Origin of the sequence: Caballeronia sp. INDeC2 (assembly GCF_023631325.1) — a bacterium.
Taxonomy (GTDB): Bacteria; Pseudomonadota; Gammaproteobacteria; order Burkholderiales; family Burkholderiaceae; genus Caballeronia.
Map to the genome: position 1 here is coordinate 83,985 of NZ_JALQDG010000026.1, position 23,676 is coordinate 107,660.

Annotated in this window: 21 protein-coding genes and 1 tRNA gene; 14 read left to right on the top strand and 8 right to left on the bottom strand. The window is 64.0% G+C overall.

Translation table 11 applies throughout. The features are described from left to right. The first annotated feature begins 133 nt into the window (after positions 1-133). Both NCS28_RS15075 and NCS28_RS15080 read left to right on the top strand, forming a co-directional pair. Entirely contained in the window at positions 134-1,498 is a 1,365-nt protein-coding gene (locus NCS28_RS15075) for an NAD(P)/FAD-dependent oxidoreductase (RefSeq protein ID WP_250514564.1), read from the top strand. Between the two features lie 203 nt (positions 1,499-1,701). Further along, positions 1,702-2,577: a dienelactone hydrolase family protein gene (locus NCS28_RS15080; protein ID WP_250514565.1), complete on the top strand. Its 876-nt coding sequence runs from the start codon at positions 1,702-1,704 to the stop codon at positions 2,575-2,577. A 6-nt stretch (positions 2,578-2,583) separates the two neighbouring features. Here the strand turns inward: NCS28_RS15080 and NCS28_RS15085 are convergent, their stop codons facing one another. Both NCS28_RS15085 and NCS28_RS15090 read right to left on the bottom strand, forming a co-directional pair. Continuing rightward, positions 2,584-3,453, bottom strand: a complete 870-nt coding sequence (locus NCS28_RS15085) for a sulfurtransferase (protein ID WP_250514566.1) — start codon at positions 3,451-3,453, stop codon at positions 2,584-2,586. Between the two features lie 110 nt (positions 3,454-3,563). Further along, positions 3,564-4,670 carry an aromatic ring-hydroxylating oxygenase subunit alpha gene (locus tag NCS28_RS15090; protein ID WP_250514567.1) on the bottom strand — a complete coding sequence of 369 codons (1,107 nt, stop codon included), beginning with the start codon at positions 4,668-4,670 and terminating at the stop codon, positions 3,564-3,566. Positions 4,671-4,982: 312 nt separating this feature from the next. Here NCS28_RS15090 and NCS28_RS15095 point away from each other — a divergent pair, with 312 nt between their 5' ends. The 4 genes from NCS28_RS15095 to folE2 all read left to right on the top strand — a co-directional run bounded on the left by NCS28_RS15095 (position 4,983) and on the right by folE2 (position 9,158). Further along, the gene (locus tag NCS28_RS15095) at positions 4,983-5,318 is read left to right on the top strand and encodes an exodeoxyribonuclease VII small subunit (protein WP_250514568.1); all 336 of its coding nucleotides are present in this window, start codon (positions 4,983-4,985) and stop codon (positions 5,316-5,318) included. Further along, positions 5,315-6,202 (top strand): polyprenyl synthetase family protein, encoded by an 888-nt coding sequence (locus NCS28_RS15100; RefSeq protein ID WP_250514569.1) that lies wholly within the window; start codon positions 5,315-5,317, stop codon positions 6,200-6,202. The genes NCS28_RS15095 and NCS28_RS15100 overlap by 4 nt, the downstream gene beginning before the upstream one ends. Positions 6,203-6,288: 86 nt before the next feature. Beyond that, a complete protein-coding gene (gene dxs / locus NCS28_RS15105) occupies positions 6,289-8,205 on the top strand; it encodes a 1-deoxy-D-xylulose-5-phosphate synthase (RefSeq protein WP_250514570.1) in 1,917 nt (638 codons plus the stop codon). 146 nt (positions 8,206-8,351) lie between these two features. Next, a complete protein-coding gene (folE2, locus tag NCS28_RS15110; RefSeq protein ID WP_250514571.1) occupies positions 8,352-9,158 on the top strand; it encodes a GTP cyclohydrolase FolE2 in 807 nt (268 codons plus the stop codon). An 8-nt stretch (positions 9,159-9,166) separates the two neighbouring features. Here the strand turns inward: folE2 and NCS28_RS15115 are convergent, their stop codons facing one another. Next, complete coding sequence (locus NCS28_RS15115; RefSeq protein ID WP_250514572.1) at positions 9,167-10,084, bottom strand: LysR substrate-binding domain-containing protein; 918 nt, start codon at positions 10,082-10,084, stop codon at positions 9,167-9,169. A gap of 93 nt (positions 10,085-10,177) precedes the next feature. Between NCS28_RS15115 and NCS28_RS15120 the strand changes: the two genes are divergently transcribed. After that, positions 10,178-11,410 (top strand): MFS transporter, encoded by a 1,233-nt coding sequence (locus NCS28_RS15120; protein ID WP_250514573.1) that lies wholly within the window; start codon positions 10,178-10,180, stop codon positions 11,408-11,410. A 35-nt stretch (positions 11,411-11,445) separates the two neighbouring features. Then, positions 11,446-12,069 (top strand): glutathione S-transferase family protein, encoded by a 624-nt coding sequence (locus NCS28_RS15125; protein ID WP_250514574.1) that lies wholly within the window; start codon positions 11,446-11,448, stop codon positions 12,067-12,069. Positions 12,070-12,073: 4 nt separating this feature from the next. Here NCS28_RS15125 and tsaD read toward each other — a convergent pair whose 3' ends face one another. Beyond that, entirely contained in the window at positions 12,074-13,102 is a 1,029-nt protein-coding gene (gene tsaD, locus NCS28_RS15130) for a tRNA (adenosine(37)-N6)-threonylcarbamoyltransferase complex transferase subunit TsaD (RefSeq protein ID WP_250514575.1), read from the bottom strand. A 76-nt stretch (positions 13,103-13,178) separates the two neighbouring features. Between tsaD and NCS28_RS15135 the strand changes: the two genes are divergently transcribed. From NCS28_RS15135 to dnaG, 3 genes are all read left to right on the top strand, one after another. Continuing rightward, positions 13,179-14,405, top strand: coding sequence for a BaiN/RdsA family NAD(P)/FAD-dependent oxidoreductase (locus tag NCS28_RS15135; RefSeq protein WP_250514576.1), 1,227 nt, complete (start codon positions 13,179-13,181; stop codon positions 14,403-14,405). Between the two features lie 258 nt (positions 14,406-14,663). Further along, the gene (locus tag NCS28_RS15140; RefSeq protein WP_250514577.1) at positions 14,664-15,110 is read left to right on the top strand and encodes a GatB/YqeY domain-containing protein; all 447 of its coding nucleotides are present in this window, start codon (positions 14,664-14,666) and stop codon (positions 15,108-15,110) included. 20 nt (positions 15,111-15,130) lie between these two features. Then, a complete protein-coding gene (gene dnaG, locus NCS28_RS15145) occupies positions 15,131-17,011 on the top strand; it encodes a DNA primase (RefSeq protein WP_250514578.1) in 1,881 nt (626 codons plus the stop codon). A 46-nt stretch (positions 17,012-17,057) separates the two neighbouring features. Here the strand turns inward: dnaG and NCS28_RS15150 are convergent, their stop codons facing one another. Further along, positions 17,058-17,393, bottom strand: coding sequence for a hypothetical protein (locus tag NCS28_RS15150; RefSeq protein WP_250514579.1), 336 nt, complete (start codon positions 17,391-17,393; stop codon positions 17,058-17,060). A 49-nt stretch (positions 17,394-17,442) separates the two neighbouring features. Between NCS28_RS15150 and rpoD the strand changes: the two genes are divergently transcribed. Then, positions 17,443-19,500 (top strand): RNA polymerase sigma factor RpoD, encoded by a 2,058-nt coding sequence (rpoD, locus tag NCS28_RS15155; protein ID WP_106854451.1) that lies wholly within the window; start codon positions 17,443-17,445, stop codon positions 19,498-19,500. 149 nt (positions 19,501-19,649) lie between these two features. Further along, positions 19,650-19,726 (top strand) — tRNA-Ile (locus tag NCS28_RS15160). A gap of 395 nt (positions 19,727-20,121) precedes the next feature. Here NCS28_RS15160 and NCS28_RS15165 read toward each other — a convergent pair. Then, a complete protein-coding gene (locus NCS28_RS15165) occupies positions 20,122-21,063 on the bottom strand; it encodes an IS110 family RNA-guided transposase (protein WP_350029792.1) in 942 nt (313 codons plus the stop codon). Between the two features lie 83 nt (positions 21,064-21,146). Then, entirely contained in the window at positions 21,147-21,704 is a 558-nt protein-coding gene (locus tag NCS28_RS15170; RefSeq protein ID WP_250514580.1) for a hypothetical protein, read from the bottom strand. Between the two features lie 79 nt (positions 21,705-21,783). Here NCS28_RS15170 and NCS28_RS15175 point away from each other — a divergent pair, with 79 nt between their 5' ends. Beyond that, positions 21,784-22,326 (top strand): MarR family winged helix-turn-helix transcriptional regulator, encoded by a 543-nt coding sequence (locus NCS28_RS15175; protein ID WP_250514581.1) that lies wholly within the window; start codon positions 21,784-21,786, stop codon positions 22,324-22,326. Positions 22,327-22,345: 19 nt separating this feature from the next. On the opposite strand, the gene NCS28_RS15180 is transcribed toward NCS28_RS15175, so the two are convergent. Beyond that, a complete protein-coding gene (locus NCS28_RS15180; RefSeq protein ID WP_250514582.1) occupies positions 22,346-23,557 on the bottom strand; it encodes an IscS subfamily cysteine desulfurase in 1,212 nt (403 codons plus the stop codon). Positions 23,558-23,676: the final 119 nt, after the last annotated feature.

A 23,676-nucleotide genomic window follows, 5' to 3' on the forward strand; every position in this document is an offset into this window, starting at 1 on the left:
ATGCGGCACATGTCGCATATGCCCGACATGTTGGTGACACGCTTGTGACTGTCATTGAAGCTCACGCACAATAAGTCGATCGAGGAAGATACGCACGAAGGCCGATCCAATATAAAAGCACAGGGAGAGTTCCATGCATCGCTTCATCATCGTCGGCGGAGGGGCTGGCGGCCTCGAACTCGCGACTCGTCTCGGCGACCGTTTCGGCTCGACGGATGGCAAGACCCCGCCCAAGGCGCAAGTCACGCTCGTCGATCGCAATCCGACGCATATCTGGAAGCCGCTCCTGCATGAAGTCGCGGCGGGCAGCATGGATCCGTTCACGCAGGAACTCGAATACGCGGCGCAAGCGCTGTGGCATGGTTTCGAGTTTCAGCAGGGCGAACTGGTCGGGCTGGATCGCGCGGGCAAGCGCATTACGATCGGCGCGTTGCGCGATGACGAAGCCGGCGAGCTTCTTCCCGAGCGCGAACTGGAATACGACACGCTCGTCATCGCGATCGGCAGTACGACGCATTTCTTCGGCGTCGAAGGCGCGCAGCATTACTCGATCGCGCTCGATACGGTCGGCCAGGCCGAACTCTTTCGCAAGCGCCTGATCGCGGCCTGCATGCGCGCGGAGCACTTCGCGCCGGAACCCGTCGCGGCGGGCGTGGAAGACGGCGAGGACGAGCCGGGCGTCGATCCGGTGCCGCGCATCCAGGTGGCGATCGTCGGCGCCGGCGCGACGGGCGTCGAATTGTCGGCGGAACTGCGAAACACCGCGCAAGTGCTTTCCGCATACGGATTGCACAAGCTCGATCCGAAGCACGATATCGGCATCGTGCTGATCGAAGCCGGGCCGCGCATTCTGCCCGCGTTGCAGGAGCGCGTGTCCATCGCGACGGCGGAACTGCTCACCAAGCTCGGCGTGAAGCTAATGACCGGCGAAACGGTCGCGCAAGTGTCGCGCGATGCGATCCGCACGGCGAGCGGCAAGACGATTCGCGCGGATCTCACGGTCTGGGCGGCCGGCATCAAGGCGCCCGCGATCCTCGCCAGTCTCGAAGGTCTGCCGACGAACCGCCTCGGCCAGTTGATCGTGCGTCGCACGCTGCAAACCGAAACCGACGACAACGTCTTCGCGCTCGGCGATTGCGCCGCGTGTCCGTGGCCCGGCAACGAGCGCAACGTGCCGCCGCGCGCGCAGGCCGCGCATCAGCAGGCGAGTTTCCTGTTCAAGTCGTTCGAGCGGATGTTGCAGGGCAAGCCGCTGCCCGAATATACGTATCGCGATTTCGGCTCGCTGGTGTCGCTCGGGCATTACAGCGCGGTCGGCAACCTTATGGGCGGGCTGATCGGCGGCAACATGCTGATCGAAGGGCTCTTCGCGCGCTTCATGTACATGTCGCTTTACCGGCTGCACGTCGCCGCGCTGCACGGCTATGCGCGCATGATGCTCGATACCGTCGCGCACTGGCTGCGCCGTTCCACCGCGCCACGGGTGAAGCTGCACTGAAGTTGCACTAACGCGGAATAGAACGCCTGCGCCATTCGTTCAAAGCTGTTTAGAATGGGCGGCGCGCTTTATCCACGGCGCGCGTTCATCGTCGTGCAGCGCCGCGTTTCGTGCAGCCTCGAGCACGTCGCGCGGGTCCAAGGATCCACGCCGTCGCACTCGATCGCGAACATGACGCGACGGCTCCGCCGCAGGAGCTATCCATGCTAGACCCTGAAGTCGACAGCCTCATTCCGCACGTTCCGTTCAATCGGCGCACGTTCATCAAGGCGACCTTCGGGACCGGCTTCGCGGCCGCCGTGCTGCCGGTGTCCGCGCAAACCATTCATACCGATTCCGACGGCCTGGAAGCGGGCGCCATCGGCATACGCGGGGCGGACGGCACGCTCGTGCCGGCGTATCGCGCACAGCCGAAAGGCAAGACGCATCTGCCGGTGATCATCGTCATTCACGAGATTTTCGGGGTCCACGAGCATATCGCCGATGTCTGCCGGCGCTTCGCCAAGCAGGGTTATCTGGCCATCGCGCCGGATCTCTATACGCGTCAGGGCGATGCGTCGGCGTTCAAGTCGATGCAGCAACTGAACGAGCAACTGGTGTCGAAGGTGCCCGATTCGCAGGTGATCTCCGACATCGACCAGACCGTCAAATGGGCGGGCGAGCATGGCGGCGATCCGAAGCGCGTCGGCATAAACGGATTCTGCTGGGGCGGGCGCATTGCCTGGCTCTATGCCGAGCACAATCCCGACGTGAAGGCGGGCGTGGCGTGGTACGGGCGGCTCGCCGGCAACAAGACCGAGAACACGCCGAACAATCCGGTCGACCTCGCAAGTCAGCTCAAGGTGCCGGTGCTCGGGCTGTATGGCCGGCAGGACCAGAGCATCCCGCAGGACACCATCGAGCAGATGAAGCAGGCGCTCGCGAACGATCCGCCGCCCGCGAGGAACTCGCAGTTCGTCGTCTACGACGATGCGCCGCACGCGTTTTTCGCGGATTACCGTCCGAGCTATCGCAAGGCCGACGCCGAAGACGGCTGGAAGCGCGCGCTCGCGTGGTTCCGCGAGCACGGCGTCAGATAACGGAGTTCAGGGATTCGGGCCGGTCGCGACCGGCCGGCCCGAATCGGCGCTCCACTCGCTCCAGGAGCCGGGATAGAGCGCCGCGCCATGCAGGCCCGCGATTTCCATCGCGAGCGCGTTGTGACAGGCAGTCACGCCCGATCCGCATTGCAGCACGATGCGGTCGGCAGGTGTCGTGCCGACCAGCGAGCCGAACGCCTCGCGCAGTTCGTGCGCGGTCTTGAAGCGGGCTTCCGCCGTCAAGTTGTTCTTGAAGAAGTGATTGAGCGCGCCGGGGATATGCCCGCCGACAGGATCGATCGTCTCGTTCTCGCCGCGATAGCGGTCGGCGGCGCGGGCGTCGATCAGCAGATGATCGCGCGTGCCGATGCCGCGCTCGATCGCCTGCGCGTCGATGGTCACCTGAAGCGGCGCGCCTGCCTTGAACGTGCCTTGGGCCTTAGGCGGCACGGCGCTGTCGAGCGGATTGCCGGCGGCTTCCCACGCTTGCAGGCCGCCATCGAGCAGCGCGACGGAATCGTGACCGAGCCAGCGCAAGAGCCACCAGAGCCGCGCGGCGTACATGCCGCCGTGGGCATCGTATGCAACGACTTGCTGGCCTTCGTTCAGTCCGAAGCTCGCCAGCTTCAAAACGAGCGCCGCGCGTTCGGGCAGCGGATGACGCCCGTTCGTGCCGGTCTTGACGCCCGACAAATCGCGGTCCAGATGGAGATAGTGTGCACCGGGAATATGCCCCTGCGCATACGCCGCCTCGCCCGATTCCGGCGCGGCGAGGTCGAAGCGGCAATCGAATACGAGGATGCTGCCGGGCGCGGCGGCGAGCCGTTCGGCGAGATTCGCCGCCGAGATGAGCGTGGTGTAGTGGGTGTGCGGCATGACGGCTCCTGAAGCACGCTTGCAATGCGGGGATAGCCAATAGTCTAAAAGAAAAAACGGGCTCGAAAGCCCGTCTTTTCTCGACATCCGACGCAAAGCCGAAACCGCGTTCATATGGTCCCGAGTTGCTGCCGCAAGAACTCGTGAAAGTGCTGCATGCCGGATTCCATCGGACTTTGATACGGACCGACCTGGTTTTCGCCGCGCGACATCAGCGCGCGGCGGCCGGCGTCCATGCGCTCGGCGATCTCGTCGTCCTCGCGCGCGGTCTCCATATACGCGGCGCGTTCCGCCTCGATGAACTCACGCTCGAAGAGCGCGATTTCCTCGGGGTAATAGAACTCGACGATGTTCGTCGTCTTCTGCGTGCCGTGCGGAATGAGCCACGACACGACCAGCACGTGCGGATACCACTCGATCATCAGACCGGGGTAATACACCATCCAGATCGCGCCGAACTCGGGCGGCGTGCCGTTGCGAAAGCGCAGGACTTCGTCGTGCCACTTGCGGTACGTCGGGCTCCCCGGCTTCTCCAGATTCTTGTGGACGCCGACAGTCTGGACGCTGTACCAGTCGCCGAACTCCCACTCGAGGTTGTCGCACGACACGAAGCTGCCGAGTCCCGGATGGAACGGCGCGACGTGATAGTCCTCGAGATAGACTTCGATGAAGGTCTTCCAGTTGTAGTTGCACTCGTGCACTTCGACGTGATCGAACATGAAGCCCGAAAAGTCGAAATGACGCGCCGTGCCAAGTCTCGCGAGATCCGCGGCGACGTTGCGGCCCTCCGATTCGAAGAGCAGGCCTTGCCAGTTCTGCAGCGAAGTCTTGCCGAGGTTCAGGCAGGGCTTGTCCGCAAAATGCGGCGCGCCGAGCAACTGGCCGTTGAGATCGTAGGTCCAGCGATGCAGCGGGCAGACGATGTTGTCCGCGCTGCCGCGGCCATTGAGCATGATCGCCTGGCGATGGCGGCACACGTTCGACAGCAGCTCGATATTGTTCTGCTGATTACGGACGAGCACACGCCCTTCGCCCTCGCCGGGAAGCGCGAAATAGTTTCCCGCCTCGGGAACCATGAGTTCGTGCCCGATGTAGCGTGGACCTTGCTTGAAAAGTGTGTCGAGTTCGCGCGTAAGAAGCGCTTCGTCAAAGTAAGCCGTGACTGGCAGCTGACTGTGAATGGCGTTCAGCTGCAATGCATTGCTCAGATTGGACATTCCCACTCCCGATGAAAACGTGAAAGCAGTGAACAACCCAACCATCGAAGATTCGATTTAGGGAGCCCGCGATTATACCGAAATCCTCCTCCTTGGGGTGCTTAAGGTCTTGATTTGGGTATAAATTGTCGCGAGAGTTCCTCGCAATCGCCACGCGAACGCGCGCGGATGGCACGCTCCGCGACGATTGGCGGACAATCCGGCAATGCAGTCCCCGACAGTTCCGCGCGGACGGGATGCGGGTCGAAAATTTGTCTTTTGCCGTAGAATGTGCGACTCGGTTCCAAAAATTCAATTGCACATCCACGATTCATGGCGAAGACCGCTGTCCAGGAAACAGGCGAGCAACCCGGCGCCGACGCGCAAAACGCGGACGCCGCGCAGCTTCCGGAGAATTACGAGGCGGCGCTGGCAGAACTCGAATCGCTCGTCGCGCGCATGGAAGACGGCGCGCTGAGTCTCGAGGAGTCGCTCGCGGCCTATCGCCGCGGCGCGGCGCTTGTGGGCTTTTGCCAACAACAGCTCGAAAAAGTCGAGCAGCAGGTGCGCGTTCTCGATGGCGAGACGCTCAAGCCGCTGCCCGCCGAGGTACAGCGCGCCACCCAGGGTGCCGGAGCGACAAACGACAACGGGGACGACGACCTATGAACTTCGAACAATGGATGCGCGCGACGCTCGATCGCGTCGAGACGGCACTCGAACACTATCTTCCGCGCACGGAGATCGCGCCGGCGCGCCTGCATGAGGCCATGCGCTACGCGGTGCTCGGCGGCGGCAAACGCGTGCGACCGCTGCTCGTCCACGCGGCGGGTGAACTGACCGGCGCGAGCGCGCCGGCGGTGGAGGCGGCGAGCGCGGCGCTGGAGATGATTCACGTTTATTCGCTGGTGCATGACGACATGCCCGCCATGGACGACGACGCACTGCGCCGCGGTAAGCCCACGGTACACATCCAATATGACGAAGCGACGGCACTCCTTGTCGGCGACGCGCTGCAATCGCAGGCGTTCGTCGCGTTGACGGTCGAAGGCAATGGTCTGGACGATGGCCAGCAAGCCGCGCTCGTGCGCGAGTTGGCGGTCGCGAGCGGTTCGCTCGGGATGGCGGGCGGCCAGGCGATCGACCTCGAAAGCGTCGGTCGCAAGCTGTCGCGACCCGAGCTCGAGACGATGCATCGCAAGAAAACGGGTGCGCTGTTGCGCGCGTCGGTGCGCATGGGCGCGCTCGCGGGCACGCATCCGGGCGCGGACGCGCTCGCGTCGCTGGACCGCTATGCCGCCGCGATCGGCCTCGCATTCCAGGTCGTCGACGACATCCTGGACGTCACCGCCGATTCCGCCACGCTCGGCAAGACCGCCGGCAAGGACGCGCAGCACGACAAGCCGACGTACGTATCGATCATCGGGCTCGACGCGTCGCGCGAACTCGCCGCGCAGCTCGGCCGCGACGCGCACGCCGCGATCGAGCCCTTCGGCGCGCGCGGCCAGCGCCTGGCAGAACTTGCCGACCTGGTCGTGAACCGGGTGAATTGATTGTTGAACGCGTGACGGACCCCACGGCGCGAGGAGCCATAATCGCGCTGAACGAATCACGCCAGTTTTCCTAAAATGGGACGACGATGTACGACTTGCTGAAAACCATCGACGATCCGGCCGATTTGCGCGCCCTCGATCGCCGCCAACTGCAACCGCTGGCCGACGAGCTGCGAGCCTACGTGCTCGACAGCGTGTCCCAGACGGGCGGCCATCTGTCGTCCAACCTGGGCACGGTCGAGCTGACGATCGCGTTGCACTATGTGTTCGATACGCCTAATGACCGCATCGTCTGGGATGTCGGTCATCAGACGTATCCGCACAAGATCCTAACGGGCCGCCGCGATCAGATGCCGGGCCTGCGCCAGCTGGGCGGCATTTCCGGCTTCCCGCGCCGCGCCGAGTCCGAATACGACACCTTCGGCACCGCGCATTCGAGCACGTCGATTTCGGCGGCGCTCGGCATGGCGATCGCCAACAAGCTGCAGGGCGACAACCGCTATTCGATCGCCGTGATCGGCGACGGCGCGATGACCGCGGGCATGGCCTTCGAGGCGATGAACAACGCGGGCGTCGCCGACGACGTGCCGCTGCTCGTCATCCTCAACGACAACGACATGTCGATCTCGCCGCCGGTCGGCGCGCTGAATCGCCATCTCGCGCGACTGATGTCGGGCCGCTTTTACGCCGCCGCGCGCGCGGGCGTCGAACGCGTGCTGCGCCATGCGCCGCCGGTACTCGATCTCGCCCGCAAGCTCGAAGAGCACGCGAAGGGCATGATCGTGCCGGCCACGCTGTTCGAGGAATTCGGCTTCAATTACATCGGGCCGATCGACGGTCACGATCTCGATTCGCTAATTCCGACGCTGCAGAACATCAAGGAACTGCGCGGCCCGCAATTCCTGCACGTCGTCACGAAGAAAGGTCAAGGCTACAAGCTCGCCGAAGCCGATCCGGTGCTCTACCACGGCCCGGGCAAGTTCAATCCGGCCGAAGGCATCAAGCCGTCGACGGCGCCTTCGAAGAAGACTTACACGCAGGTGTTCGGCGAGTGGCTGTGCGACGCCGCGGCGCAGGATTCGCGCGTGGTCGGCATCACGCCGGCAATGCGCGAAGGCTCCGGCATGGTCGAGTTCGAAAAGCGCTTCCCGGACCGTTATTTCGATGTCGGCATCGCCGAGCAGCATGCGGTCACGTTCGCGGGCGGCATGGCTGCGGACGGCATGAAGCCCGTCGTCGCCATCTATTCGACGTTCCTGCAACGCGCGTACGATCAACTGATCCACGACGTCGCGCTGCAGAATCTGCCGGTCGTGTTTGCGATCGATCGCGCGGGCCTCGTCGGCGCGGACGGTGCGACGCACGCGGGCAACTACGATCTCGCGTTCCTGCGCTGCATCCCGAACATGACGGTGATGGCCGCATCGGACGAAAACGAATGCCGCCAGATGCTCTACACGGCGCTGCAGCAGCCGAACCCGACGGCCGTGCGCTATCCGCGCGGCGCGGGCACGGGTGTGGCGACCGTCAAGCAGATGACCGCGATTCCCGTCGGCCGTGGCGAGATTCGCCGCGAGTCGTCGCAGAAGCTCGGCTCGGGCAAGCGCATTGCGATTTGCGCGTTCGGCACGATGGTCGCGCCGTCGCTCGCCGCGGCGGAAGAACTGGATCTGACGGTCGCCAACATGCGTTTCGTGAAGCCGGTCGACGCCGACCTGCTACGCGAACTCGCCGCGACGCACGACGCCATCGTGACGATCGAAGAAGGCGCGGTCATGGGCGGCGCGGGTTCCGCGTGCGTCGAAGCACTGCTCGCCAGCTCGATCGTGAAGCCCGTGCTGCAGCTCGGGTTGCCCGACGTCTTCATCGATCACGGCGACCCGGCCAAGCTCTTGTCGAGCGTCGGCCTGGACTCGGCTGGCATCGTCAAATCGATTCGTGAGCGCTTCATCGGCGCCGTCGAAAGCGCGCATGCCGGCAAGCTGACCAAGCGCGTCGCCTGACGACGCATCGCTCGAACGGCGCGCTCGGGGTGCGCCGTGCATCAACGCTTTGGCACACGGCGCGGGCATCGTCCCGCGCCGTGTGCGCTTGAAAGTTTCGAACCGCTCGCGTCCTGCGCGACGCGCGGCGCATAAGGACAAAACAAATGAATCAGATGAATCCCGCCTTCGTGATGCCCGATGTCCAGAGCACGCCCGACACGCGTCAGATCGCGATTCAGCGCGTCGGTGTGAAGGGCGTGCGGCATCCGTTGTCGGTGCGCACGGCGAGCGGCGTGCAGCCGAGCGTCGGCGTGTGGAATCTCGATGTGCATCTGCCAGCCGATCAGAAAGGCACGCATATGTCGCGCTTCGTCGCGCTGCTCGAAGAGAATCGCGAGCCGCTCGATCAGGCCGCGCTGCGCACGCTGCTCGCCTCGATGCTGGCGAAGCTCGAAGCGCATTCGGGACGCATCGAGGTGAGCTTGCCGTACTTCGTGATGAAGACCGCGCCGGTCTCCGGCGTGCAAAGCCTGCTCGATTACGAAGCGACGTTCATCGCCGAGAAGCGCGACGGCAAAACGCACATGTCGATGAAAGTGCTCGTGCCCGTGACGAGTCTGTGCCCGTGCTCGAAGAAGATCTCGCAATACGGCGCGCACAATCAGCGCTCGCACGTGACGATCGCGGCGGAGCTCGCGGGAGAAGTCGCGGTCGAGGAGCTTGTCCGCATCGCGGAGGAAGAGGCGTCGTGCGAACTGTGGGGCTTGCTGAAGCGCCCCGACGAGAAGTTCGTGACCGAGCGCGCGTATGAAAACCCGAAGTTCGTCGAAGATCTCGTGCGCGATGTCGCGACGCGCCTGAACGCCGACGAGCGCATCGTCGCGTATGTGCTCGAAGCGGAGAACTTCGAGTCGATCCACAATCACAGCGCGTATGCGGTGATCGAGCGGGACAAGCGCCGCGACGCCTGAGCGAGCTTTCAGGCGAGCGCCGTTTCCGCGGGAACGTGCGCTGCCCGCACGGACGCCATCACCAGCGACGCCAGCCGTTCGACCGGCGGCGATGCGCTCCCCGATGCGCGATGCAACGCGAGCGGGATCGAAGGCAATGCCGGCAAGTCACCTTCGCCGGCATCGAGCGCACGAACCGTGGACGGCAATCCGTAGCCCGTTCGCACGGTGACGCCCAGACCTGCCGCCGCAGCCGCCCACAACCCCGACAAGCTCGGGCTCGTGAACGCCACGCGCCACTTGATGCCCGCGCGATCCAGCGCCGCGGCCGCCGCGCTGTGAAAGAGACACGGACGGTCGAACGCGATGAGCGGTAACGGCTCATCGGCGCTGAACTGCCACGGAACCGTCGACGACGCGATCCAGCGCATCGGCGGCGCGGCGATCGGCTCGGCGATCATCGCGGCGTTGCTGTCGTCGGTCACGCCGGGCGCGCCCCACACGAGCGCGAGATCGAGTTGGCCGGTATCGATGCGCTCCAGCAACTCGGTATTGCGCGCCACGCGCGCTTCGATCCTCACCTTCGGATGCGCCCGCGCGAAACGGCCGAGCACATCCGGAAGCACGACTTCGCCGAAATCCTCCTGCAGACCGAGCCGGATCCAGCCTTCCAGATCGACGCCGCGAATCGCGACGGCGGCTTCGTCGTTCAGTTCGACGAGGCGGCGCGCATAGCCGAGCATCACCTCGCCTGCGTCGGTGAGCGCGAGCCCGCGCCCGGATTTGCGAAAGAGCGGCGCGCCCGCCTGCTCCTCTAGCTTGCGCAGCTGCGCGCTCACCGCCGATGTAGATCGTCCGACACGGTCCGCCGCTTTCGCGAAGCTGCCGAGATCCATCCCCGCGACGAAGCTGCGCAGCACCGCGAGATCGAAAGTCGTCTGGCTCATGGCAATCGTCCTGATTTTTTGAATGGTCGATGAAAAACTTTGCGATTTTCAGGACGATGCTAAGCCTTCAAACTGGTCGCAGTCAAATTCGACATGGACTGCACGATGGCTACTCCTCTCGCCAAAGGCGCGTTTGCATTCGGTGACGCGCATCGCTGGAAAGTGCTGGGCGTCGGCGTGGCGGCCAACGCCAGTTTTTCCGCCGCGGCGGCTGGCATTCCGACCACGGCCGTATGGATGCGCAGCGGTTATCACCTGAGCAACGGTGAACTCGGGCTTGCGCTCGGCGCGCTGGGCTTGGGCGTCGCGTTCTCGGAACTGCCTTGGGGCGTGCTGACGGATCGCTGGGGCGACCGTCCGGTCTTGCTCACCGGCTTGCTGTCGACGGCTGCGATGCTCGTCGCGATGAGTCTGTTCGCGGGGCCGTCGTCGGCGACGCTCGGCTGGCTCGTTGTCTCGATGTGCCTGCTGGGTCTCCTAGGCGGCAGCGTCAACGGATCGAGCGGGCGGGCGGTGATGGCCTGGTTCGCCGACGGAGAGCGCGGCCTCGCGATGAGCATCCGGCAAACCGCCGTGCCGCTCGGCGGCGGCATCGGCGCGGCATTGTTGCCGTGGCTCGCATCGTCGCATGGTTTTGCGGCGGTCTACGGCGCGCTGGCGGCGATGTGCGCGGTCTCCGGCGCGTTCGCCTGGCGCTGGCTGCATGAAGCGCCGAACGCGGTGCTTCGGGCGGTGACGCCCAAAGGCGCGCCGCCGCTGAAAAACGCCCTGGTCTGGCGCGTCGTGCTCGGCATCGGCATTCTGTGCGTGCCGCAATTCGCGGTGCTGACCTTCGCGACCGTGTTCCTGCACGATGCCGGTCGCTTCGGCGTGCCCGCGATCAGCGCGACGATGGGCGCGATCCAGCTCGGCGCGATGGCCATGCGCGTCTGGAGCGGCCGTCACACGGATCGTCACGGCAACCGGCGCGCGTACCTGCGCGGCTCGGTGATCGTGGCGTCGGCGTCCTTCGTCGTGCTGGCGGCAGCGATCGCGGGCGGCGCGGCGCACGTGCCTTGGCTGCTCTCGGCGATGCTCGTTTTCGCGGGGATTTGCGTGTCGGCCTGGCATGGCGTCGCGTACACCGAACTGGCGACGCTGGCGGGCACCGAACGCGCCGGCACCGCGCTCGGCATGGCCAATACGGCTGTGTACGCCGGGTTCTTCGTGACCCCGCTCGTCATTCCGCACGTGCTCGCGGCGAGTTCGTGGCCGATCGTCTGGCTCGCGACGGGCGTGTGCGCGTCGCTGGCGTTGCTGTTGTTTCCGAGGCCCGCGCGACCTTAAACTGGCCGTCCGAGCAATCGACCACGGAGCGCATCTTGATTCTCATCGGCCAATTCGATTCCCCGTTCGTGCGGCGCGTGGCCATCGCGCTGAATCTGTACGAAGTGGCGTACGAGCACCGACCGTGGTCCGTGTTCGGCGATGCCGACAAGCTCGCGCCCTTCAATCCGCTGATCCGCGTGCCGACGCTCGTGCTCGATTCCGGCGACGTGCTCGTCGAAAGCGCGATGATCCTCGACTATCTCGACGAACAGGCGGGCGAGCGCGCGATGATCGCATCGAGCGGGCCGCAGCGCCGCGAAGCGCTGAAGGTCTGCGCCCTCGCGACGGGCCTCGCCGACAAAGCCGTCGCGCTCGTCTACGAACGCGTGCTGCACAAGGAGAAATCGCAGGCGTGGCTCGATCGCTGCACGGGGCAGGTCGAACGCGTGTTGAATGCGCTGGAAGCGGACCGCGCCGCGCGCGCGACGCCGTACTGGTTCGGCGACGAGATCGGTCACGCGGACATCGCCGTGGCCTGCGCGCTGCGCTTCGCGCGGGAGGCGCATCCGGAGATTTTCAGCTCGACGCGCTGGCCGACGCTCGTCGGCCATAGCGATCGCTGCGAGACGCTGCCCGTGTTCAAGGCGATCGTGCAGCCCTTCAATCCGCCGCGATGAACGCTCAGGCGCGCGACAGCGAAGTGAGATCCCAGCGCGGCTTCACGGTGAACGCGTAGTCGCGCACCGCCTGTTCGGGCCAGCGCGACAGGCGCAACGCGCCGGCGAGCGCGATCATCGCGCCGTTGTCGGTGCAGAGCGACAGGTCGGGGTAATGCACGTCGAAACGGCGTTTCTTCGCGGCCGCCGACAGTGCCTCGCGCAATTGCCGGTTCGCGCCCACGCCGCCCGCCACGACGAGCCGTTTCAAGCCCGTTTTCTTCAACGCGGCGAGCGATTTGGCGACGAGCACATCCACGGCTGCATCGACGAAACCGCGCGCGAGATCGGCCTTCGCCTGCTCGCAGACGTTGTTGCCGAGCTTGCGGCTCTGCGTGAGCACGGCCGTTTTCAGGCCGCTGAAGCTGAAATCGAGATCGCCGGAATGCAGCATCGGACGCGGCAGCGCGACCGCGCCCGGCGTGCCGAATTCCGCGAGCCGCGATACTTCCGGGCCGCCCGGATAGCCCAGGCCGAGCAGCTTCGCGGTCTTGTCGAAGGCTTCGCCGGCGGCGTCGTCGAGGGTTTCACCGAGCGTCTCGTAGACGCCGACATCGGTCACGCGCATCAATTGCGTATGTCCGCCCGACACGAGCAGCGCGACGAACGGAAACGGCGGCGGCGCATCGACGAGCAGCGGCGAAAGCAGATGCCCTTCCAGGTGATGAATCCCGACAGTGGGTTTGTCCCACGCCATCGCCAACGCATTCGCGATGCTCGCGCCGACGAGCAGCGCCCCCGCGAGTCCCGGCCCCTGCGTGAACGCGATGGCGTCGATGTCCGCGCGCTTCGCGCCGGATCGTTCGAGCACTTCTTCCAGCAACGGCAGCGCGCGACGGATGTGATCGCGCGAAGCCAGTTCCGGCACGACGCCGCCGTAATCGCGATGCATCGCGATCTGCGAATGAAGGGCGTGCGAAAGCAGGCCACGTTCGGTGTCGTAGAGGGCGAGGCCGGTTTCGTCGCAGGAGCTTTCGATGCCGAGAACGAGCATGGATTCAATGCGTTAGAGGGAACAAAAAAGTATAGCAGGGGGCGTCGACGAGCGTGCCGAAGGTAGAATGCGCGCCATGGAATCCTTCGATATCGCCGTCATCGGCGCGGGCGCGGCCGGCATGATGTGCGCGGCCGTGGCCGCTCAATCCGGGCGCCGCGTCGTGCTCATCGACCACGCCGAGCGTCTCGCCGAGAAAATCCGCATCTCCGGCGGCGGACGCTGCAACTTCACCAACGTCAACGCGCAGCCGGGCAATTTTTTGTCGGCGAATCCGCACTTCTGCCGTTCCGCGCTCGCGCGCTATACGCCGCGCGATTTTCTCGCGTTGCTCAAGCAACACCGCGTCAAGTGGCACGAGAAGCACAAGGGCCAGCTTTTTTGCGACGACTCCAGCGAAACCATCATCGACGTGCTGAAAAGCGAGTGCGATGCGGGTGGCGTCGCCTGGCGGCGTCCGGTCGCCGTGCATGAAATCCGCCACGACGGCGTGCGCTTCACGCTCGATACGGCCGCGGGCGAAATCGGCGCGGCGGCACTCGTGATCGCGACGGGCGGCCTGTCGATTCCGAAGATCGGCGCGACGGATTTCGGCTATCGCGTTGCGAAGCAGTTCGGGCACAAGCTCGTCGACACGCGCCCGGCGCTGGTGCCGCTCACGTTCACGTCGGCGGACTGGGCGCCGTTCGCCGCGCTCTCGGGGCTTTCGCTCCCTGTGCGCATCAGCACGGGCAGCGGCAAGACGCGCGGCGTGTTCGACGAAGATCTGTTGCTGACGCATCGCGGCGTGTCGGGGCCGGGCGTGCTGCAGATTTCGAGCTACTGGAATACGTCGGAGCCGATTCACGTCGACCTGCTTCCCGATGCCGACGCCACCGAAACGCTGCTCGAAGCCAAAGCGGGCTCGAAGAAGCAGATCGGCAACTTTCTGGCCGAGCACGTGCCGGCGCGTCTCGCGCACGCGTGGCTCGAAGCACAGCGCGTGTCCGTCGATGTGCGCCTCGCCGATTTGCCCGACCGCACGCTGAAGGCGATCGGCGCGTCGCTGTCCAACTGGACGCTCACGCCGAGCGGCACCGAGGGTTATCGGAAGGCCGAGGTCACGCGCGGCGGCGTCGACACGCGCGAGCTTTCGTCCACGACGATGATGAGCGAACGCGTCGCGGGGCTCTATTTCATCGGCGAGGCCGTCGATGTCACCGGCTGGCTCGGCGGCTATAACTTCCAGTGGGCGTGGGCCTCGGGCGTCGCGGCGGGCAAGGCCGCCGGCGAGTTCGCACGGCACGCGGCGACGCCCGCCTGAGCGCGTCCGGCCGGGGGTTTTGGCGAGTCTCGAAACGCGAACCCGTTTGCTATACTCAGACGGTCATCGGAGGACTTTCTCCGCTCCGGCAGGCGCTAGAACGGTTAGCGCGGCAAGGGTCGCCGTATCGCTTTGCCGCGCCTCAAAACGGCCCGCTAAAAGTCCCGCTTGAGGAGGCGTTCCCAAGCGGGTTTTTGCTTTCGCGGGATAGCCAGGCGCCGCCGGAATCCATACTTTCGCAATTGCACCGGGTGAACGATGAGCCTCAAAGACCAGATCAACGACGACATGAAGACTGCCATGCGCGCCAAGGAAACCGAGCGCCTCGGCACAATTCGACTGCTGCTCGCGGGAATCAAGCAGCGTGAAGTCGACGATCGCGTCACGCTCGACGACGCGGGCATCACCGCCGTCATCGACAAGATGATCAAGCAGCGCAAGGATTCGATCAGCCAATTCGAAGCTGCGGGCCGCACCGATCTCGCCGACAAGGAAAAAGCTGAGCTGGCGGTGTTGTCGGCGTATATGCCCGAACAGCTTTCCGCCGATGCGATCGCCGCCGAAGTGCAGGCCGCCGTTGCCGCGACCGGCGCCGCCGGCCCGCAGGACATGGGCAAGGTCATGGGCGTGCTGAAGCCGAAGCTCGCGGGCAAGGCGGACATGACCGCCGTCTCCGCGCAGGTGAAAGCCGCACTCGCCAAGTAATTCCGCGCGCTTTTGATTCGGTGATTCCGCACGCTTTCCTGCAGGATTTGCTCAACCGCGTTGATATCGTCGACGTGGTGGGCCGCTACGTCCAGTTGAAAAAGGGCGGCGCGAACTTCATGGGCCTCTGCCCGTTTCACAACGAAAAGAGCCCGTCGTTTACGGTCAGTCCGACCAAGCAGTTCTATCACTGCTTCGGCTGCGGCGCGCACGGCACCGCGATCGGCTTTCTGATGGAGCACACCGGCCTTACGTTTCCCGAGGCCGTGAAGGAACTCGCGCAAGGCGCGGGACTCACGGTTCCGCAGGAATCGTCGAATGTCCTTCGTGGCGGCAGTGGCGGCGAGAGCGCGCCGAGCAAGGCGGTCAGCGTCGCGCTGACGGAAGTGATGCAGACCGCGTGCGATTTCTATCGCAAGCAACTGCGCGGCGCGCCCGAAGCCATCGCGTATCTGAAGAAGCGCGGTTTGACCGGCGAAGTCGCGGCGCGTTTCGGGCTCGGTTACGCGCCGGATGGCTGGCAGAACCTCGAGTCGGCATTTCCGGATTACCGGGATGACAAGCTCGTCGAATCGGGCCTCGTGATCGTCAGCGAGAAAACCGATTCGCAGGGACAGCCGCGCCGCTACGATCGCTTCCGCGAGCGCGTGATGTTCCCGATCCGCAATGTGAAGGGCAACGTGATCGGCTTTGGCGGACGCGTGCTCGACGGCGGCGAGCCCAAGTATCTGAACTCGCCTGAGACACCGCTCTTCAGCAAGGGCAGCGAGCTGTACGGGCTGTTCGAAGCGCGGCTGGCGATTCGCGAACTGGGCTACGTGCTCGTCGTCGAAGGGTATATGGATGTCGTCGCGCTCGCGCAGCTCGGCTTTGCGAACGCCGTGGCGACGCTCGGCACGGCCTGCACGCCGATCCACGTGCAGAAGCTTTTTCGCCAGACGGACACCGTGGTGTTCAGTTTCGACGGCGATTCGGCGGGCCGTCGCGCCGCGCGCCGGGCGCTGGAAGCGGCGCTGCCGCATGCGGCCGATAACCGGGCGGTCAAATTCCTCTTTCTGCCGAAGGAGCACGATCCGGACAGCTACGTGCGCGAATTCGGCACGGACGGATTCGGTGAGCAGGTCGATCGTGCGATGCCGCTGTCGCAGTTTTTGCTGAACGAGGTGCTGAACGACAAGGAACTGGAGCAGCCCGAAGGCCGCGCGAAGGCGCTCTTCGACGCCAAGCCGCTGCTTCAGGCGCTGCCCGCGAATGCGTTGCGGGTGCAGATCCTGCATATGCTCGCGGACCGGCTCGACACGCCGTTCACCGAAATCGCCGCGCTGTGCGACATCGACTCGCGCGCGGCGGCCGGCGCGCGCGCGAACGTGCCGAAGAGCGAGCGCCGGCGCGTGACAGGGCAGGAACAGCGCGCGCTGCGCAATCTGGTGATGTACCCGGGCATCGCAGCATCGCTCGATCAGGACAGCGAGCGCACCCTCGTGACGATGACCGAGCACGGCGAACTGTTCAGCGAAGTGGTCTCGCACGCGCGCGAACTCGGCGATGCGGCGGAGTTCCAGTTGCTCTCGGAGATCTTGAGAAATGCAGCAAACGCGCCCACGTACGACGATATCTTCCAGGAAATTCTCGCCTATGATGAAAACGTTCGCGATTTGCTGATGCGCGACCCGTCCGACGAGGACGCGGCCCAGCGAGTCGAGGAACAGAAGCGCCTGCTCGCGGAAGAGTTGCAGGCGACGGTATTGAAGTTGCGGCATGACAGTTACCGGGCTCGGCTCGATCAACTGGCGAGGCAATCCAGTTTGTCGGCGGAAGAGGTGGCGGAGTTTTCGGAACTGTCGGCGAGAGTCGCACAGATCAAGGCTGGGCGGGGCGCGAGCCCGGATGCCGGAAAGTGAGAATGCTATAATAAAAAGTTCAAAACGAACTGTTTTTGTCAACTGTTCAGGCGTTTTTGTTGCCTTTAGAGAGGCGGTCGGGCATTTGGCAAGGTGGAATTTGCAGTGGTGCCGGCGTGATTGTCCGGCGTAGCAAAGGGAAGAAGAGGAAAGCAGGAAGTCGCTGGCTGAATTGGCTCTCGAATGCGGTGCGGTCGTAAGTGGTGCGCGCCGCATAATTCTTACGAAAGAGGCCGATAAGCACGCCGACGAACAGACGGGCATAAGGGAAGCGGCTGCTATTGAGGGTAGGGCGAGGAGACGATTCACACTCGTTCGAACCGCGATGGCGCCCCGGGCAGGGCACGCAGGACGAAGCAGCGTGCGCGTATTGGGTATTCACGGTTCCATCGGCTGTTGTCCAGCAGCCGCGAGTCGAGACTAGAGCCGGTATGGCGAACTCCATGACGAAAAAGCTGAACGATGTATCCGTCGAAGACGACGCAGTGCAAAACGCAGAGTCTGGCGCCGCGCCTGCGGCGAAGGTCGAAAAGGCCAAGGCTCGCGATCGCCGCGCGAAGGAAAAAGCGCTCCTGAAGGACGCGTTTTCGTCGAGCGCACCTGGCACCGTAGAGGAACTCGAGGAGCGGCGCTCGAAGCTGCGCGCGCTCATCAAGCTCGGCAAGGAGCGCGGTTTCCTGACCTACGGTGAGATCAACGATCACCTCCCGGACAACTTCACGGAAACCGAGGCGATCGAAGGCATCATCAGCACGTTCAATGACATGGGCGTGGCGGTGTACGAACAGGCGCCGGATGCCGAGACCTTGCTTCTGAACGACAACGCGCCGAATGCCTCGTCCGACGATGAAGTCGAGGAAGAAGCCGAAGTCGCGCTTTCCACCGTCGATTCCGAATTCGGCCGCACCACCGACCCGGTCCGCATGTACATGCGCGAGATGGGCACGGTCGAGCTGCTGACGCGCGAAGGCGAAATCGAGATCGCGAAACGCATCGAGGATGGCCTGAAGCACATGGTCATGGCGATCTCCGCGTGCCCGACGACCATCGCCGACATCCTCGCGATGGCCGAGCGTGTGCAGAACGAAGAAGTGCGCGTCGATGAGCTGGTGGACGGCCTGATCGATCCGAACGCCCAGGACACCGACGGTTTCTCCGAGCAGGAAGCCGAGGCGATCGAGTCCGAAGACGAGGAAACCGAGGAAGAGGGCGACGAGGAAGAGGAAGAAGAGGACGACGGCAGCGCGCAAGCCAGCGCGAACGCCGCGCAACTCGAAGCCCTCAAGGCCCAGTCGCTCGAGAAGTTCGCGCTCATCAGCGAATGGTTCGACAAGATGCGCCGCGCCTACGAGAAGGAAGGCTACAAGTCGAAGGCCTATCTGAAGGCGCAGGAAGCCATTCAGACGGAGCTCATGAACATCCGCTTCACGGCGCGCACCGTCGAGCGCCTGTGCGATACGTTGCGCGCGCAAGTCGATGAAGTGCGCCAGGTCGAGCGGCAGATTCTGCACACAGTCGTCGACAAGTGCGGCATGCCGCGCGCCGAGTTCATCACGCGCTTCCCCGGCAACGAGACGGATCTGGAATGGTCGGACAAGGTCGTCGCGGAAGGCCATGAGTACAGCGCGGTGCTCGAGCGCAACATTCCGGCCATTCGCGAGCAGCAACAGCGTCTGCTGGATCTTCAGGCGCGGGTCGTGTTGCCGCTGAAGGATCTCAAGGAAACCAACCGTCAGATGGCGGCCGGCGAGCTGAAGGCGCGGCAGGCGAAGCGCGAAATGACCGAGGCGAATTTGCGTCTCGTGATTTCCATTGCGAAGAAGTACACCAACCGCGGCCTGCAGTTCCTCGACCTGATTCAGGAAGGCAACATCGGCCTGATGAAGGCGGTGGACAAGTTCGAATATCGTCGCGGCTACAAGTTCTCGACTTACGCGACGTGGTGGATTCGCCAGGCCATCACGCGCTCGATCGCGGACCAGGCGCGCACGATCCGCATTCCGGTTCATATGATCGAGACGATCAACAAGATGAATCGCATCTCGCGGCAGATCCTGCAGGAAACCGGCCTCGAGCCGGATCCGGCGACGCTTGCCGAGAAGATGGAGATGCCCGAGGACAAGATCCGCAAGATCATGAAGATCGCGAAGGAGCCGATCTCGATGGAAACGCCTATCGGCGACGACGACGATTCGCATCTCGGTGACTTTATCGAGGACACGAACACGGTGGCGCCGTCCGATGCCGCGCTGCATGCGTCGATGCGCGATGTCGTGAAGGACGTGCTCGATTCCCTGACGCCGCGTGAGGCGAAGGTGTTGCGGATGCGCTTCGGCATCGAGATGAGCACGGATCACACGCTCGAAGAGGTCGGCAAGCAGTTCGACGTGACGCGCGAGCGGATCCGTCAGATCGAGGCGAAGGCGCTGCGCAAGCTGCGGCATCCGAGCCGGTCGGACAAGCTGAAATCGTTCCTGGAAGGCAACTGACGGGACTTGTTTTGAGAGGCGTTGTGAGGCAAACTCGCAGACCTTCGCAGTCGCCTCGCGCAATGTTCGGAAGTTAGAGAAAGCGCCGATTTCGGCGCTTTCTTTTTGTGGTCTTGAGTTGTTGTTTGCGGTGCCCCCTTGCATGGCGAGGGCCGGAAGCTTAATTGGTATAAGCTGTCGACTCATAATCGACCGATAGTGGGTTCGAGTCCCACCCGGCCCACCAGTGTTTACTTAAAATTATTAAAGACTTGTGTGCCGTTAAGCATAAAATGGCCACCTGGACACGTTATGCTTTATTGTCCGATGGGCCACGTTATGCTTTATTGTTCGCTCCGTGGCGCCTGCGCCTGACGATCCTTTCCTCTCCCCCTACAAGCCTCGGTGTGACGCCAAGATGCATCCGGCGAACACTCGCGCCCATCTCTCCTCCACCGAATTCGCTTGAACTCTCAACGGACCGACGATCCGGTGCTTCCGTAGCAAACGTCCGCATGCCTGCAAGTGCGCCATTGCCGCTCACTGGGCGCTCTCAACGGGCTCCGCTGCTATGGGCAAGGGGCACCCTGAGCGCATCGCCTCACGCCGCGCGTGGCGCGGCTTGACGGCACCTTTCCCTGTTCACCGGCGACGGCTGATGTCCCAGATGAACCCGGCGAGTTCGCGGGCGACCGCGACCACCGCGATGTTCTTCTGCTTGCCGCGTGCGACGAGCTTGCGATAGCGTAGGCATAGGCGCATCTGCGCATTCCAGGCGCGCTCAACAATGGGCTTGGGGATGCCTTCGTGACGGCGCTGGAAGTCAGGACTTACGCGGGCTGGGTGCTGGTAGCTCCAGGCTGCTTCGACCAGCAGCTTTCTGGCATAGCTGTTGCCGTCCTTGGTGATGCTGCCCTGGCGGCGCTTCTCGCCTGAGGAGTGTTCAGACGGCGTGACGCCTAGCCAGCCCATCAACTGGCGAAGGTGTGCGAAGCGTGACAGATCGCCCAGCTCAGCGAGCATGCCCACCGCGGTGGTGAATTGCACGCCGCGCATGGTCTGCAGGCCAAGAACCGCCGGATAAAAGCGCCAGTTGGCAACGGCCTCGCGTAACGCAGCCTCGAGCCGTTCGCATTGCGCGAGGCGGTCGTCGATCGTGCGCCGATGTTCCTCAAACGCCATTTGCTGCCATGCGCTGTCGAGCGCATACATGCTCAGCCAGCGCCGGTGCGCCGGGCTCCAGTCGGCGCGCCCGGTATAGCGCACTCCATGCGAGAGCAAGAAGGCCTTCAGCCGTTGCCGCGCACGCTTCAGATCGTCCTTGCCGCTGACCCAGGTGCGGGCTAGATCGCGAAATGCTTCGTCTTGGACGCTGTGCACGTAGACCGCTGACAGGTCGCCGGCACGCAGCGACCGCACCAGTTTGATCGCATCGCGTCGGTCGGTCTTGACGCGCTCACCGGGCTTCCTGGGAATCAACGACGGTGCGCACACCATGCAGTCGAATCCCTTCTGTACTAGCTGACGGTAAAGCACGTAACCCTTATATGATCCGTTGGCCTGAGAGCTCCCAGCGGCCTCGATCGGATCAAGTTACCGCTGGGCACGTTCTTCGATCTGCGCTTACGCGGGCCAACTTTGCCTGCCGTGTTTGTACGAAGGCTGCGTCAGGGTTGCGCGAACGGCAGCAAGAAACCCGAAGCCAGAGGCGTCTCGGCGAGCTCGGCGATGTGCCGCGTCAGTTCCGCGTGCGTCAGCCACGGATAATTCAGCGATGTCTGCAACGCCTGTAATTTGAGCGAGCTGGGATCGTCGATAACGTCCATACGCGCGATCGCGATATGCAGCCCGACGATGCGTTCCGCCCCGATCCGCCATCGGTATGTCCCCTTGCCGAGCCGCAGCGCGCCGTTGTCCTTCTGGCGCATCACGACGAGCCACGGCATCGTGCACACGCCATCGTCGGCGACTTCCGGCGCCTCGCACAGGTAATAGGTGCGGCAGCGATCGAAGCGCTCACCGAAATCGGCGACCAGCGTCTTCGCGATCGCGAGCGCGCCGCTGACGCTGCGCGGAAAGTCGATCGCATCGGTCGCGATCTCGAACGTGAGGCTGGCATTGGCGTCGAAGCAATCGAAGATCAGCGCCGGCTGGTTCAGATCCTTCGCGCGGATGTAACTTTCAAGAAGCGATCGGACGTGGAAGGGCGAATATGCAGCATTCAAAGTGAAATCTCCACATTAGGCTTTGCCGTATAATTACTTTAAAAAGCTTACGAAATTGGTGTAAGGGAGTTTGAGTGTCATGCCGAAGCAGATCGACGAATCCGCTCTGACGATTACCAATCCAGCCTGCCTCGTCGATGGGACGGACACGGAATTCCGCCATCTGATCAATGGCCTGCTGCCGTTCGCGGCGCGCCTTCTGTCCGTGCGCGACGGCTTCGGGACGCTGGTCGGTCTGACCGGCATTCAGTATTCGCTGCTCGTCTCCGTCGCGCATCTCTCGCACGGCGAGGCGGTCACGGTGAATCGCCTCGCGGACCATCTGCACTTGAGCGGCGCGTTCGTCACCATCGAAACCGGCAAGCTCAAAAAGCTCGGCTACCTCGACAAGCGCTCGGACCCCGACGACAAGCGCAAGATGCGCGTGACGGTGACGCCGGGCGGACTGAAGCTGCTGCGCGGACTCGCCGCGACGCAGCAGCGCATCAACAACGTGCTGTTCGAAGGCGTGACCAGGACCGAATTCAAGGCGCTGTGCTCGGTGGTCGACCGGCTCGTCGCCAATGGCGATCGCGCGACGCTCGACCTGTCGCATCTGATCGCGCGTCAGGAAAAGCAGTGAACGCGGCCGGGGCGCGTGCTCAGTGCGCGGCCCACTGGATCGTGCCCGGATCGATGCCTTCGAGATACATGTCCCACAGCGGGCTCAGCGCGCGCAGCCTGCACACGGTCTCGTGAACCTGCCGGATCACTTCGTCGACTTCCGCCTCGGTGGTGAAGCGCCCGAGCGTGAAGCGGATCGAGCTGTGCGCCAGTTCATCGCTGCGGCCGAGCGCGCGCAGGACGTATGACGGTTCCAGCGAAGCCGATGTGCACGCCGACCCGGACGACACCGCGACCCCCTTGATGCCCATGATGAGCGATTCGCCTTCGACGAAGTTGAAGCTGACGTTCAGATTGTGCGGAATGCGGCGCGTCAGGTCGCCATTCACGTACACCTCGTCCAGGTCGAGCAGGCCCGCGAGCAACCGGTCGCGCAACGCACCGACACGCCGGCTCTCCGCCTCCATCTCTTGCTTCGCGAGACGAAACGCTTCGCCCATGCCGACGATCTGATGCGCCGGCAGCGTGCCCGAGCGCATGCCGCGCTCGTGTCCGCCGCCGTGCATCTGCGCCTCGATGCGCGCGCGCGGCTTGCGCCGCACGTATAGCGCACCGATGCCTTTCGGGCCATAAACCTTGTGCGCGGTCACCGTGAGCAGATCGACGTTGAGCGCATCGACGTCGACGGCGATCTTGCCCGCGGCCTGCACCGCGTCGCAATGGAACACGATGCCTTGCGCGCGGCAAAGCGCGCCGATGCCGGCGATGGGCTGTATCACGCCGGTCTCGTTGTTGACCATCATCACGGATACGAGGACCGTGTCGGCGCGTAACGCGCTGCGCACCGTGTCGACGTCGATCAGCCCGCCTTGCCCCACGTCCAGATACGTGAGATCGAATCCTTGCCGCTCCAGTTCGCGGCACGTGTCCAGCACCGCCTTGTGCTCGGTCTTCACCGTCACGATGTGACGCCCGCGCCCCTTGTAGAAGTTCGCCGCGCCCTTGATCGCGAGGTTGTTGCCCTCGGTCGCACCTGAAGTCCAGATGATCGTGCGCGGGTCCGCGTGCAGCAGATCGGCCACATGGCGGCGCGCCGTCTCCACCGCGGCTTCCGCTTCCCAGCCGTAACCGTGGCTGCGCGATGCGGGATTGCCGAAGCGCTCGTAAAGATACGGAACCATTTTCTCGACCACGCGCGGATCGACCGGCGTCGTCGCGCTGTAATCCATGTAGATGGGGCGTGAGGTCATTGTTGTGCTCCGGTGCAACGTCTTCAGAAGTTCGCCGCAGTGTAGCCCGGCCACGCGCCTGTTCCGCGCAACACCCATTCGCCGAGTAGGGTTGTCTTTCATACAAAGCTTTTAAAACG

Coding starts and splice junctions, on each gene's coding strand:
- NCS28_RS15075 (WP_250514564.1), top strand. CDS start 134: ATGCATCGCTTCATCATCGTCGGCGGAGGGGCTGGCGGCCTCGAACTC.
- NCS28_RS15080 (WP_250514565.1), top strand. CDS start 1,702: ATGCTAGACCCTGAAGTCGACAGCCTCATTCCGCACGTTCCGTTCAAT.
- NCS28_RS15085 (WP_250514566.1), bottom strand. CDS start 3,453: ATGCCGCACACCCACTACACCACGCTCATCTCGGCGGCGAATCTCGCC.
- NCS28_RS15090 (WP_250514567.1), bottom strand. CDS start 4,670: ATGTCCAATCTGAGCAATGCATTGCAGCTGAACGCCATTCACAGTCAG.
- NCS28_RS15095 (WP_250514568.1), top strand. CDS start 4,983: ATGGCGAAGACCGCTGTCCAGGAAACAGGCGAGCAACCCGGCGCCGAC.
- NCS28_RS15100 (WP_250514569.1), top strand. CDS start 5,315: ATGAACTTCGAACAATGGATGCGCGCGACGCTCGATCGCGTCGAGACG.
- dxs (WP_250514570.1), top strand. CDS start 6,289: ATGTACGACTTGCTGAAAACCATCGACGATCCGGCCGATTTGCGCGCC.
- folE2 (WP_250514571.1), top strand. CDS start 8,352: ATGAATCAGATGAATCCCGCCTTCGTGATGCCCGATGTCCAGAGCACG.
- NCS28_RS15115 (WP_250514572.1), bottom strand. CDS start 10,084: ATGAGCCAGACGACTTTCGATCTCGCGGTGCTGCGCAGCTTCGTCGCG.
- NCS28_RS15120 (WP_250514573.1), top strand. CDS start 10,178: ATGGACTGCACGATGGCTACTCCTCTCGCCAAAGGCGCGTTTGCATTC.
- tsaD (WP_250514575.1), bottom strand. CDS start 13,102: ATGCTCGTTCTCGGCATCGAAAGCTCCTGCGACGAAACCGGCCTCGCC.
- NCS28_RS15135 (WP_250514576.1), top strand. CDS start 13,179: ATGGAATCCTTCGATATCGCCGTCATCGGCGCGGGCGCGGCCGGCATG.
- NCS28_RS15140 (WP_250514577.1), top strand. CDS start 14,664: ATGAGCCTCAAAGACCAGATCAACGACGACATGAAGACTGCCATGCGC.
- rpoD (WP_106854451.1), top strand. CDS start 17,443: ATGGCGAACTCCATGACGAAAAAGCTGAACGATGTATCCGTCGAAGAC.
- NCS28_RS15175 (WP_250514581.1), top strand. CDS start 21,784: ATGCCGAAGCAGATCGACGAATCCGCTCTGACGATTACCAATCCAGCC.
- NCS28_RS15180 (WP_250514582.1), bottom strand. CDS start 23,557: ATGACCTCACGCCCCATCTACATGGATTACAGCGCGACGACGCCGGTC.